The organism is Stenotrophomonas sp. NRRL B-14846, from assembly GCF_050473585.1.
Classification (GTDB): Bacteria; Pseudomonadota; Gammaproteobacteria; order Xanthomonadales; family Xanthomonadaceae; genus Stenotrophomonas.
In genome coordinates this window covers 1-12,172 of the sequence record NZ_JBFLUN010000007.1, presented here as the reverse complement: position 1 = coordinate 12,172, position 12,172 = coordinate 1, and the positions used below count along the sequence as shown (strand labels likewise).

The 12,172-nt window shown below is 68.0% G+C and carries 10 protein-coding genes and 6 pseudogenes; 3 read left to right on the top strand and 13 right to left on the bottom strand.

All coding sequences use genetic code 11. The features are described 5' to 3' along the window. Nucleotides 1-286: pseudogene (locus AB1281_RS00690) on the top strand (DUF937 domain-containing protein); the annotation flags it as partial. A gap of 38 nt (nt 287-324) precedes the next feature. Here the strand turns inward: AB1281_RS00690 and AB1281_RS00685 are convergent. Both AB1281_RS00685 and AB1281_RS00680 read right to left on the bottom strand, forming a co-directional pair. Beyond that, nucleotides 325-732 carry an RNA-binding S4 domain-containing protein gene (locus AB1281_RS00685; RefSeq protein WP_004149153.1) on the bottom strand — a complete coding sequence of 136 codons (408 nt, stop codon included), beginning with the start codon at nt 730-732 and terminating at the stop codon, nt 325-327. A gap of 9 nt (nt 733-741) precedes the next feature. Then, nucleotides 742-981, bottom strand: a complete 240-nt coding sequence (locus AB1281_RS00680) for a hypothetical protein (RefSeq protein ID WP_368851148.1) — start codon at nt 979-981, stop codon at nt 742-744. A gap of 62 nt (nt 982-1,043) precedes the next feature. Between AB1281_RS00680 and AB1281_RS00675 the strand changes: the two genes are divergently transcribed. Next, nucleotides 1,044-2,504 (top strand): MATE family efflux transporter, encoded by a 1,461-nt coding sequence (locus tag AB1281_RS00675; RefSeq protein ID WP_075675011.1) that lies wholly within the window; start codon nt 1,044-1,046, stop codon nt 2,502-2,504. Between the two features lie 108 nt (nt 2,505-2,612). Here the strand turns inward: AB1281_RS00675 and AB1281_RS00670 are convergent, their stop codons facing one another. From AB1281_RS00670 to ffh, 10 genes and pseudogenes are all read right to left on the bottom strand, one after another. Beyond that, nucleotides 2,613-3,020 carry a DUF1801 domain-containing protein gene (locus tag AB1281_RS00670; protein ID WP_430344828.1) on the bottom strand — a complete coding sequence of 136 codons (408 nt, stop codon included), beginning with the start codon at nt 3,018-3,020 and terminating at the stop codon, nt 2,613-2,615. A gap of 38 nt (nt 3,021-3,058) precedes the next feature. Beyond that, nucleotides 3,059-3,492: pseudogene (locus AB1281_RS00665) on the bottom strand (DUF1801 domain-containing protein). Between the two features lie 79 nt (nt 3,493-3,571). Then, nucleotides 3,572-3,952, bottom strand: a complete 381-nt coding sequence (locus AB1281_RS00660; RefSeq protein ID WP_075675013.1) for a DUF6404 family protein — start codon at nt 3,950-3,952, stop codon at nt 3,572-3,574. Nucleotides 3,953-4,034: 82 nt separating this feature from the next. Then, on the bottom strand, nt 4,035-4,436 hold the full coding sequence (rplS, locus tag AB1281_RS00655; protein ID WP_005408597.1) for a 50S ribosomal protein L19: 402 nt from the start codon (nt 4,434-4,436) through the stop codon (nt 4,035-4,037). A 154-nt stretch (nt 4,437-4,590) separates the two neighbouring features. After that, complete coding sequence (gene trmD / locus AB1281_RS00650; RefSeq protein ID WP_106467430.1) at nt 4,591-5,349, bottom strand: tRNA (guanosine(37)-N1)-methyltransferase TrmD; 759 nt, start codon at nt 5,347-5,349, stop codon at nt 4,591-4,593. 8 nt (nt 5,350-5,357) lie between these two features. Beyond that, nucleotides 5,358-5,870, bottom strand: coding sequence for a ribosome maturation factor RimM (gene rimM, locus AB1281_RS00645; RefSeq protein ID WP_430344827.1), 513 nt, complete (start codon nt 5,868-5,870; stop codon nt 5,358-5,360). Between the two features lie 44 nt (nt 5,871-5,914). Next, nucleotides 5,915-6,175 carry a 30S ribosomal protein S16 gene (gene rpsP / locus AB1281_RS00640; RefSeq protein WP_005415733.1) on the bottom strand — a complete coding sequence of 87 codons (261 nt, stop codon included), beginning with the start codon at nt 6,173-6,175 and terminating at the stop codon, nt 5,915-5,917. Between the two features lie 96 nt (nt 6,176-6,271). Next, a pseudogene (locus AB1281_RS00635) lies at nt 6,272-7,085 on the bottom strand (aminotransferase class IV family protein). Next, nucleotides 7,082-8,158: an NAD(P)H-dependent flavin oxidoreductase gene (locus AB1281_RS00630; RefSeq protein ID WP_430344826.1), complete on the bottom strand. Its 1,077-nt coding sequence runs from the start codon at nt 8,156-8,158 to the stop codon at nt 7,082-7,084. The pseudogene AB1281_RS00635 and the gene AB1281_RS00630 overlap by 4 nt, the downstream one beginning before the upstream one ends. Before the next feature lie 146 nt (nt 8,159-8,304). Beyond that, nucleotides 8,305-9,696: pseudogene (ffh, locus tag AB1281_RS00625) on the bottom strand (signal recognition particle protein). A 131-nt stretch (nt 9,697-9,827) separates the two neighbouring features. Between ffh and AB1281_RS00620 the strand changes: the two are divergent. Beyond that, nucleotides 9,828-10,621 (top strand): annotated as a pseudogene (locus tag AB1281_RS00620) (cytochrome C assembly family protein); the annotation flags it as partial. A gap of 710 nt (nt 10,622-11,331) precedes the next feature. Here AB1281_RS00620 and AB1281_RS00615 read toward each other — a convergent pair. Continuing rightward, nucleotides 11,332-12,172 (bottom strand): annotated as a pseudogene (locus AB1281_RS00615) (tetratricopeptide repeat protein); the annotation flags it as partial.

Genomic DNA, 12,172 nt, shown 5'->3' with positions numbered 1-12,172 from the left:
AAACCGGCCTGGCCCAGGCCACCCAGCTGGACAGCGGCGCACCAGCCAGCTGCTGCAGATCCTCGCGCCGATCGTGATGGCCTTCCTGGCCCAGCGCCTCGGCGGCAGCCAGGCCGATGCCGGCTCGCTCAGCCAGGCGCTCGGCCAGGAAAAGCAGCAGGTGCAGCAGCAGGGCGGCATCGCCGGCGGCCTGCTCGGCAGCGTGCTGGACCAGGACGGCGACGGCCAGTTCGGCATGAGCGACCTGCTCAAGCTCGGTGGCAACCTGCTCGGCGGCAAGCGCTGAGGCTTGCGGGCGCCGGACCCGGTCCGGCGCCCTGTTGCCTACAGCGCGTCGATATCGCCCAGCGCGCGGATCAACCGCCGTGCGCGCTTGTCCGGCTTGTGCTCCGGCGGCTGGAACCCATCGCGTGCAGCGATGCGCAGCGCGCGCTGCTCGGCACGACGGGCCTTGGAGGCCTCGCTCTCGGCATACAGCTGCTGCGCCGTCGGCGCCGGCCCGCGCTGATCGCTCAGCCCCAGCACCTGGATCTCGAAATGCTCCTCGCCACGATCCACCTGCAGCTGCTCGCCGACGCGCACCGCGCGTGAGGATTTCGGGCGCTGCCCAGCCACGCTGACCTTGCCGGTCTCGATGGCCTGTTTGGCCAGGCTGCGGGTCTTGAAGAAGCGGGCCGCCCACAGCCAGATGTCCAGGCGGACACTGGGCGACAGCGGGGAAAGCTCGGGCATTGGTGCGTGCTACTCCGGTGGCTTGTTCAGGGGACGCGGGTTGTCGGGGTCAGTGCGGCAACCGCTGCCCCCGATCAGTGTGGGTACGCCGGCAGACAGATCCTGGCGCTGGCTGCCAACCAGGCATTCGGGCCGGTCGGTCGGCCGCACCTGGGTATCGCCCAGCCGGTCACCTGTCGAACATGCGGCCAGTACGGCGCCGATCAAGGCCAGCGCCAGGCTCCGCTTCACCTGCAGTCGTTGATGCATTGCCACATCCCGCAAACCGGCTTGGTGCTAGTGTGCGCCTCCCGGGATTCGATCACCACTCCATGGCCAAAGCGCCGCTTGACCTGACCTCCGGCCCGATCGGCCGCAATCTCCTGCTGTTTTCCCTGCCGATCCTGGCGGGCAACATCGCGCAATCGCTGAACGGTTCGGTGAATGCGGTCTGGGTCGGGCGCTTCCTCGGCGAGGCGGCACTGACCGCCACCGCGAACGCCAACAACATCATGTTCTTCCTGATCGGCTCGGTGTTCGGCTTCGGCATGGCCTCGACCATCCTGATCGGACAGGCCATCGGTGCGCGCGACATCGCGCAGGCGCGGCGCGTGGTCGGCACCAGCGCCACCTTCTTCATCGGCCTGTCGGTGATCATCGCCATCGCCGGCTGGTTCATGGCCCATCCGCTGCTGGCGGCGATGGGCACGCCGGCCGCGTCGCTGCCATTGGCCGAGGCCTACCTGCAGATCATCTTCCTGGCGATGCCGACGCTGTACGCGTTCGCCTTCCTTACCGCCGCACTGCGCGGTGCCGGTGACTCGCGCACGCCGTTCCGTTTCCTGATGGTGTCGGTGGCGCTGGACATCGTGCTGAACCCGGTCCTGATCTTCGGCATGGGGCCATTCCCCGCGCTGGGTATCGCCGGCTCGGCCTGGGCCACGCTGGTCGCGCAGACGCTGTCGCTGGCCGGCCTGCTGCTGTACATGCGGCACAAGCGCCACACCCTGTGGCTGGGCCGCGCCGACATGCGCCTGTTCAAGCTCGACATGACCATCCTCAAGGCACTGGTGGTCAAGGGTGTGCCGATGGGCCTGCAGATGGTGCTGATCTCGCTGTCGGTGATCCTGCTGATGACCATGGTCAACCAGTACGGCACCGACACCGGCGCCGGTTACGGTGCCGCCCTGCAGCTGTGGAACTACCTGCAGATGCCGGCGATGGCGATCGGTGCGGCGTGCTCGTCGATGGCCGCGCAGAACGTCGGTGCGCAGCGCTGGGACCGCGTGCGCGGCACCGCGCGCCAGGGCGTGCTGTTCAACTTCCTGCTGACCGGCGCGCTGATCCTGCCGCTGGTGGTGTTCGATCGCCAGCTGCTGGCGCTGTTCCTGCCACCGGCCAGCCAGGCGCTGGACATCGCCCGCCACCTCAACCACGTGGTGATCGGTTCGTTCCTGTTCTTCGGCGTCAGCTTCGTGATCTCCGGCGTGGTGCGCTCCACCGGCGCAGTGATTCCGCCACTGCTGATCCTGGCCGGCTCGCTGTGGGGCGTGCGCGTGCCGTTCGCCGAACTGCTGCAGCCGTACTGGGGCGCCGATGCGATCTGGTGGAGCTTCCCGGTCAGCTCGCTGGTGTCGATGCTGCTGTCACTGGCGTATTACCGCTGGGGTGGCTGGCGCAAGGCGAAGATGATGGGCAAGCCCTCGCACGCCGAAGAACTGGCCACGCCGTCGGAGATTCCCGCCTGCCCGCCCTCGCCGGTGGCCGACCCGGATGCCGCGCCGCTGCGGTAGTGCCGGCCGCTGGCCGGCAACCTCATGGGCCTGTGGTAGTGCCGGCCGCTGGCCGGCAACTTCACACCTCTCCGGAAGCATCGCAAAACAGCCGGCCAGCGGCCGGCTCTACCGCTTCTTCTTCGCAGCGTTGAACGTCGCCGCCGCGCGCAGCAGCGCCTTCAACGCCGCGGAATCGGGCATCGCGCCTTCATGGATGTCGATCGCACGCCGCGTGTTGCCCTCGAGGCTGGCGTTGAACAGGCCCTTCGGGTCCGCCAGCGCGGCACCGTTGGCGAAGGTCAGCTTCACCGCCTGCTTGTAGGTCTCGCCGGTGCACAGGATGCCGTTGTGCTCCCACACCGGTGTACCGCGCCACTTCCAGGCTTCCTGCACGTCGGGCAGCGCCTCATGGATCAACGCACGCACACGTGCCAGGGTTTCACCACGCCAATCCCCCAGCTCGGCGATGCGCGCGTCGATCAGTTCGGCCGCCGGTGTTCCGGCATCGGCAGGGTTCGGTGCATGTGTGGCCATCATCGGCTCTCGTTGGCAAGGGGATCGGAACGGTGCGCTTACATGCGCTCGCCGGGTAATGCCGCGGCTTGGCGCACCCAGTCGAGGAACTGTGCTTCATCCAGCACTCCATCCTGTGCAATGTGCAGGTAGCGCGTATCGGCGCTCCGGGAAGGCTCGGGCGGCGCCGGCGTCAGTGCAGCGCCACGAAGAACGCCACCTTGATGTAGCGGGTGAAGCAATGGAAGCTGAGAAACCAGCCTGCGCCCGGCGCCACCGCATACATCGGCGAATTCCACTTCACGGCCTTGTGCACGCCAGGCACCGCCTGCACGATCAGCGCATCCAGCTGTACTCCGATCGGCCGCTTCCAGTCCGGCATCGCCGCGATATAGGCCTGCACCGGGGCATCGCCCTCGCCCTTGGCAATCTGCGGATTGCCGCCGGACAGCAGCGTGGGCGCGGCGGAAGGTGCGGTTCGCTTGGCAGGCATCGCACGGCACGTCCATCAGGATGAAACCGCAGCCTAGCGCGGCTCGCACCTGCCGGTCACGGCGCGGTGCGCCATCGGCTCAGTCCGCCTGCCGCGCCCGGAACTGCCGCCAGTCCGGCAGCTTGCGGTGGCGGCGCAGCGAGCGCATCAGCGCCGCCATCACCACACCGAACAGGGCACCGGCCAACAGTCCGGCCGCCAGCAGCAGGGCCAGCGGGCGCTCGCTGCCCTGCCACAGCATCAGCCACATCAGCGCGGTCCAGAACAGCCCGAACAGCAGGCCCTGTACCAGCGCATTGGTGCCGAAGCCGGCCAGGATCGGCGGTGGCAGCGCGATGCCCATGCGCCACAGCACACGATGCAGCAGCGGCGCCGACTGCACGCGCGCCAGCCCCTTGCCGTCCAGGAAGCGCAGCGCCGACTGGATGACAGCGGGATAGTGCCGGTTGATGTCGTTCATCACCCGATCGTGGCCGATGCGGTGCCGGAAACGCAAACGGCCACCCGAAGGTGGCCGTCGCGGCAACAACCGAAGTTGTTTATCAGGCCTTTTCGGCCAGACGGGCAGCCTTGGCGGCAGCAGCGGCAGCCAGGTCTTCCTTGATGCGGGCAGCCTTGCCTTCCAGGCCACGCAGGTAGTACAGCTTGCCGGCGCGGACCTTACCACGACGCTTCACTTCGACCGAGTCGATGATGGCGCTGTGGGTCTGGAAAACGCGCTCGACGCCGTAGCCGTGCGAGATCTTGCGGACGGTGAACGAGGAGTTCAGGCCGGCGTTCTTGGTGGCGATGACAACGCCTTCGTAGGCCTGCACGCGCTCGCGGCTGCCTTCCTTCACCTTCACGTTGACGACAACGGTGTCGCCCTGGCTGAACTTCGGCAGTTCACGGGTGATCTGGGCGGATTCGAATTCCGCGACGATGGACTTGTTCAGCTTGCTCATGGGTTACACCGATTCTTGTTCGGGTGGGCGTGTCGTATCGACAACGTAGGCTCATGCAGTCACCGGACTGTGCTGCACGTTTGTTTTGGGTACTGCGCGCGCCGGCCGGGGCCGACGGGAATTGGCCATGATAGCCGATATCGCCAGCCCTGCGCTAGGGGCTGGCCTTGTGTTTCTGGGCCTGACGGCCCTGCTCCAGCAGCTTGCGGTCGGCCTTGCCCAGCGCCTGTTCATCCAGCAGGTCCGGGCGCCGCTGGGCGGTACGGACCAGCGACTGCTGGCGGCGCCAGGCCGCGATGGCCGCGTGGTTGCCTGAGCGCAGCACATCCGGCACGTCACCCAGCGGGTGCTGGGCCGGCTGGCTGTAGTGCGGGCAGTCCAGCAGGCCGAGGTCGCCCTCGAAGCTGTCCTGCGCCGCCGATTCCGCGTCGTTCAGGGCACCGTCCTGCAGGCGGGCCACGGCGTCGATGATCACCGCCGCGCCCAGCTCGCCACCGGACAGTACGTAGTCGCCGAGGGAGATTTCCTCGTCGACATTGGCCTCCAGGAAACGCTCGTCGATGCCCTCGTAGCGGCCGCAGAGCAGGACCATGCGCGGCAGTGCCGCCAGTTCCCGCACCTTGGCCTGGGTCAACGGCGCACCCTGCGGGCTGAGATGGATCACCCGCGCCGGGGTCGGATCGGCATCACGGATCGCCTGCAGGCAGGCCTGCAGCGGCTCGATCAGCATCACCATGCCGGGGCCACCGCCGAACGGACGGTCGTCCACCCGGCGGTAGTTGCCTTCGGCGTAATCACGGGGGTTCCAGCCATGCAGGCTGAACAACCCCTTCTCCTGCGCGCGCCCGACCACGCCCAGTCCAGCGGACTGGGCGAGGAACTCGGGGAACAGGGTGATGACGTCGAAACGCATGCTCACACTCAGAACTCGGGATCCCAGTCGACCACGACCAGGTTGGCCTCGAAGTCGACCGACTTGACGAAGTCCGGCTGCACGAACGGAATCATCCGCTCGCGGTCACCACGGACCACCACCACGTCGTTGGCGCCGGTGCTGAACAGGTGCGAGACCTGGCCCAGGGCAACGCCCTCGGTGGTCTTCACATCCAGGCCTTCCAGGTCCACCCAGTAGTACTCGTCGGGCTTCGGCGGCGGCAACGCACTGCGGGCCACGTAGATCTCGGTGCCGTGCATCGCTTCAACGGTATCGCGGTCCTCGACGCCGGGGAAACGGGCGACCAGGTGCTTGCCGCTGTCGCGGCCGCGTACACCTTCAATCGTGGTTTCCACGCCGGACGGGCTGCGCACGATCCACGGCTGGTAACGGAAAATGGCGAAACGTGGCTCGGTCCAGGACTCGAGCTTGATCTCGCCGCGCACACCAAAAGCGCCGACAACCCTGCCCAGCAGGATGCGGCGCTCGATATCTTTCATCTGCTTCAACCAAGAGGGCCACGCCGAAGCGTGGCCCGTCAGGATCAGGCCGCAGCGGCCTGGGACTTGGTCGCTTCCTTGATCAGGTTGCGGACCTTGTCGGTCGGCTGGGCGCCGTTCTTGACCCAATGGTCAACGCGGGCCAGGTCCAGCTCGATGCGCTTCTCGGCGCCCTGGGCGACCGGGTTGTAGAAGCCAACGCGCTCGATGTTGCGGCCGTCGCGCGCGCTGCGCACGTCGGTGACGATGATGTGGTAGAACGGACGCTTCTTGGCGCCGCCGCGGGTCAGTCGAATCTTGACCATGGTGTTTTTCCTATTGCCCAGTCGCCAGGATGGCGAGGTAAGCGGGCGATTATAGCGGCAGAGCCCGGCCGAGCCAACCCCGGGCGCTCGCCGGGGTCAGATCCCTTTTGCGGCGCAAAAGGGATCTGACCCCAGTCCCTGCCAAGCCACTCCCGCAAGCACCACCCTGCCCTGTTCAGCCAGCGCCTGCGAGCCCGGCAGGACATGCCCGTCAATGGCCTCCAGCGCCCACAGGCCGCTGGCGTTGCAGGCAAAAGCGGCCTTCACACTGTCCAGTTCAGCCAGTGCCAGCGGCCGCGTCTGCTGCGCGCCGGGCCAATGCTGCTTCAGCAGCGCCTCGGCGGTACCGCGCAGGGCCGGTGCCTGCGGCCAGAGCAGCCGCTCACCATCGTGAACGGCCAGGTTCCAGGTGCTGCCTTCACTCACCTCGCCATCGGCGGTCACGAACAGCACATCGTCGAATCCTTCCGCCATCGCCGCGCGACGCTCGGCAAACAGGCCGAAGGTGCCGACGTGCTTGATCTGCGGCAGCTCGCGCTGCCACACCACGCTGCGCACACCGCTTCGGTGCGACCAACACCACCGGCGCGGACGCCGCCACCAGCACGTCCACCGGCACGGCCGCCAGCGGATTACGGAAGTCGAAGCGACGCGAGAACACCGTCACCCGCAGCGAGGCATCGGCCAGCCCGGTCTGCTGCAGCGCCTGCGCCATCCAACCCCGCACCTGCGCCGTATCCAGTTCGCTGCCGAACAGTTCGCGCGTGGCCTGCGACAGCCGCGCCAGATGCAGAACCAGCCCCTGCACCGCACCACCCCGCACCTGCAGCGAGGTGAAGTGGCCATAGTTGACCAGTGCAGGCAGCAGATCCTCCACCTGCGCCAGCCGGCCGTTGCAGGTCAGCGTCATCGCAGCAGCGCCTGCGCCTGCTGCCACATGCCACGCAACACGTCAGCGGCCGGCTGTGCCGGTGCCATCCACGCCGACTGCCCGGCCCAGGCCTGCATCGCCGCCAGCCGGTTTTCCTGCACGGCCTGCTTGCGCATCGGTGCGGTCAGCCCGCGCTGCACCGGATACGGACGCGGCGCCGGTGCGCCTTCTGCAGCGGCAGCGCGCACATAGGGGGTCGCCAGGCCACGGCCGAGGCGGCCACTGAAGGCGCGGGTCGGCCAGGTATCTTCCGGTTCGCTGGCCGCCAATCCATCGGCCCACGCCGAAGCGATCGCCGCTTCGGGCGTGCGCAGGAAGGCGGTGCCGATCTGCACGGCGCTGGCACCCAAGGTGAGTGCGGCAGCGATGCCACGACCATCGGCGATGCCGCCGGCGGCGATCACCGGAATCCGCAGGTGATCGGCCAGGCGCGGCAACAGCGCGAACAGGCCGACCAGCTGGCGTTCGGCCATTGCCGGATCAAAGGAACCGCGATGACCACCGGCTTCCACGCCCTGCGCAACCACTGCGTCGGCACCGGCATCCTGTGCCGCGCGCGCTTCGGACAAGGTGGTCGCACAGGCGATCCAGGCAATGCCGGCGTCCTTCAACTGCTGCACGTGGCGCGGCAGCAGCACGCCCATGATGGTCGAGGCCACCGCCGGGCGCGCCGCCAGCAGCGCGGCGAACTGTTCTTCGAAGTCGGCGGGCGTGGCGTCGGCAGCGCTGGCCGGCACGTCCGGGCCCCACTGTGCGAGGAAGGCGCGGCTGGCGGCCTCGGCAGCAACATCACGGGTCGGCGCGGGGTCCGGCACCCACAGGTTCACCTGCGCCGGGCCGGTGGAGGTCGCACGGAAGTCGTCCATCCAGCGACCGATATCGGCCGATGACGACAGCACTGCGCCCATCGCCCCCATGCTGCCGGCATTGGCCAGCGCGGCGGACAACGGTACGGGGCAGGCGCCGGCCATCGGTGCCAGCAGGATCGGAACGGAAACGCCGAAGCGTCGGCAGAACGCCTCGACGCGGGAAGATACAGCGGAACTCTGCATGACGGCCCATCGTTTCGGACAGGCCCCCATGGTGCGCGCAGTGTGGGGGTGGCGTCGAGCTTGCTCGACTCTACCTCGACCCGGGCACCGGCAGAAAAGCAGTCGAGCATGGCTCGACTCTACAGAAAAAGCCGGTGTTCAACGCATCAACGGAACGGCATGCCGCGGCCGCCCATGGCGCCCATCATGCCCTTCATGCTGCGCAACATGCCCTTCATGCCGCCGCCGGCCATCTTGCTCATCATCTTTTCCATCTGCATGTACTGCTTCATCAGCTTGTTGACGTCGGCCGGAGTCACGCCCGAGCCCTTGGCGATGCGCGCGCGGCGCGAGCCATTGAGCAGGTTCGGGTTGCGCCGTTCCTTCTTGGTCATCGAGCCGATGATGGCGATCATGCGCGGCACTTCCTTGCCCTGGCTGACCTGCTGCTTCAGATGGTCGGGGATGTTGCCCAGGCCCGGCAGCTTGTCCATCAGGGCCGCCGATGCCGCCCATGTTCTGCATCTGCTCCAGCTGGGTCGCGCATGTCGTTCAGGTCGAACTTCTTGCCCTTGGCGACCTTCTCGGCCAGCTTGGCCGCCTTGTCCTTGTCGACCTGCTGCTCGACCTGCTCGACCAGCGACAGCACGTCGCCCATGTCGAGGATGCGGCTGGCGATGCGGTCCGGGTGGAACACGTCCAGGCCTTCCGGGCTTTTCGCTGACGCCGACGAACTTGATCGGCTTGCCGGTGATGTAGCGCACGCTCAGCGCGGCACCGCCACGGGCGTCACCGTCGGTCTTGGTCAGCACCACGCCGGGTCAGCGGCAGCGCATCACCGAAGGCCCTTGGCGGTGTTGGCCGCGTCCTGGCCGGTCATGGCATCGACCACGAACAGGGTTTCGGCCGGGTTCACTGCAGCGTGCAGGGCCTTGATCTCGGCCATCATCGCTTCGTCGATGGCCAGGCGGGCCGGCGGTATCGACCAGCAGCACATCGACGAACGACTTGCGCGCATCGTCGATGCGCGGCGCGGACGATGGCTTCCGGCTTCTGGTCGGCGCTGGACGGGAAGAACAGCACGCCCGACCTGCTCGGCCCAGGGTCTTCAGGCTGCTCGATCGCGGCCGGGCGGTAGACGTCGGCCGAGACCACCATCACCTTCTTCTTGCGCTTTTCCTTCAGGTGCTTGGCCAGCTTGCCCACCGTGGTGGTCTTGCCGGCGCCCTGCAGGCCCGCCATCAGGATGATGGCCGGGGCCGGAACATTGAGGTTCAGGTCGCTGGCTTCGGCGCCCATCACCGCGGTCAGCTCGTCGCGGACGGACCTTGATCAGGGCCTGGCCCGGGGTCAGCGACTTCAGCACTTCCTGGCTCGACCGCAGCGCACCTTGATGCGCTCGATCAGGGCCTGCACCACCGGCAGCGCGACGTCGCGGCTTCGAGCAGCGCGATGCGCACTTCGCGGGTCGCCTCGCGGATGTTCTCCTCGGTCAGGCGGCCGCGGCCACGCAGGCGCTCGATGGTGCCGGAAAGGCGCTGGGTCAGGGACTCGAACATGCGGCGCAACCTGTCTGAAAGCGGGGGACAATAAGGCAGGACAGTATAACGGGTCCGGGCTGTCCGCCCGGACTGCGACCACCGGGCCGTCGCCAGCATCCCGGGGGTATGCGAAACTGCAACGATGACCAATCGTTCTCATCGCCGTCCTGCTCTACCTGGCTGCCAGTGCCCTGCTGGTGCGCGCGCTCGGCCCGCGATGAAACCACCGGCTCCCCCACCTGGCTGTGGCCCGCCCTGCCGGCGATGCTGCTGCATGGCGGCTACCACGTGATGGTGGCGATGCGCACCAACGGCGGGCGCGGACATGCACCTTCTTCGCCGCGCTGTCGCTGGTCGGCCTCGGCATGGCCTGGCTGACCTCGCTGGTCGGTGCGCGTGGGGCGGATGTCGGCGCTGGGCGTGGTGGTGTTCCCGCTGGCCGCGGTCCTGCTGCTGGCCTACCACGGCTACGGCCACGAACCGAGCAAGGTGCTGAGGCTGGCGCCCTGGCCAGCCACGCGTGCGCTGGCGCTGCTGGCCTACGCCACGCTGAGCATCGCCGCGCTGCGCTGGCGATCATGCTCTGGCTGCAGGAACGCGCCCCTGCGCCGCCGCGAGTCCGGCCCGTGGCTAGCGCGCGCGCTGCCGCCGCCTGGCCGACCTGGAATCGCTGCTGTTCCGGGTGATCACCGTCGGCTTCGCGCTGCTGACCCTGACCCTGGTCACCGGCGTGCTGTTCGTCGACGACCTGCTGGCGCAGAAGCTGGTGCACAAGACCGTGCTGAAGCGTGCTGTCGTGGATCGTGTTCGGCGTGCTGCTGATCGGCCCGCCGGCGCTACGGCTGGCGCGGCATGAAGGCGGTGCACTGGACGCCTGGCGGCGATGCTGTTGCTGCTGCTGGCGTTCTTCGGCAGCCAGTTCGTGATCGAACTGGTGTTCGGGGCATACGCGATAAAGGCGTGCCGACCAACGGTCGGCCCCACCCCGGTACTGCCAACCAACGGGTCGCTCCCCAATCTGGTAGTGCCGGCCGCTGGCCGGCAACAGGACGACGCCATGCGTGGATGCCGCAGCCGGCAACCACCACCATCAAGGGACAGGCTGGGCCAGATCCGGCGCAGTGAGCGGCCATTGTTGGAGATCAGGTCGTCGGGCCTGCCAGCAGCCCTTGCCCTGGCGGACCATCGGCACGCGCGACACGAACGCCTGCTTCTCCACTGCGTAGTGGAATCTCGGACCATGCCGGTATCAGCCGTGGCCCCCTTCCCACTGATAGGTCACCGGGCCCCTCGATGTCAGCGTCCTGCGCGTCCAGCCACGGATCCCAGTCGATGTTGCAGATGCCCTGTTCGCGCGCTGGCAGGCGCGCTCGCCACGCAGGGCTTTGCCAAAGCCGTCGCTGACCAGCGCCTGCGGTGCGTCCAGCACAAAGCCCGTTGTCACCCGACGTCGCCTCGAAGAATGGCGCGGCCACGGCGGCGGGTTCCTGGCAGGCCGGCACCGCCTGCACGTTGGCGGCCAGCAGCAGCCCGGTGATCACGAACATCCCTGTCTTTCGCATGTCTTTCTCCTTGAGGACGTGCCGGCCGCTGGCCGGCAACACAGGATATCCCGGCGCTGCCGGCCAGCGGCCGGCACTACCCGATACGGGCTTACAACCCGTAACGCTCGATCACATCCAGATGCGGCTGACGATCCTGGTCGCAGGCTTCGGCCAGGCGCAGCCAACAGTGCGGATGCGGCCACTTCACGGTTTCCTGCTGCAGGAAGCGGTGCAGCGCCAGCGGTGCATGGTCCTGCGGCTGGGCGACCGCTGAACAGCAGGCCCGGCAGCGTGCCCTCCTCCTCGTCCGGATCGGTCACGGTGTAGTCCGGGCGGCTGTGCGACCACACCTGCCAGCCCTGCGCCTCGGCCGCGCTGCGACGAAGGTGTTCCAGGCCTCTTCGCCCGGGTGCGCGCCGTCGATCAGCCAGCTGCGGGCGAAGCCGCCGCGCTCCAGCACATGCACCTGCGCATAGGTCGGGATGAAGTGCTCGCGCGCTTCTTCCTCCTCTGGCGCCGGGTGCACCAGCGCGGCATCGAACACCACCCAGTCGCCCACCTGCTGCGCGCGGTTGGCCGGTGCGTTCTCGACGATGCGTGCGGTGACCGGGCCGCTGCGACGGGCGTAGTACTCCATCGGCTCGCCGTTCTCTTCGCTGCGGATGATCACCCAGCCCCACGGCTCTTCGACCACACCGTCCTGGCTGGACAGCTCCATGCCGATCGCTGCGGCCGAGCGGCGCACCGCGTCCCAGTCACAGCGCCGCGCTGGGCTGCACTCATGTGGTCCCAATGCGCGGCGCTCGGCTCTTCCAGCAGCTCCACCAGCTGCGCATAGCAGGCCTGCGCCTCGCTGAAACGGCCGGTTTCCATGTACATCCGCGCCAGCGTGCCGCGCGCACCGTGCGAACCGGGCGATGCCGCCAGCAGCGCCTGCGCGGCCTGCTCCA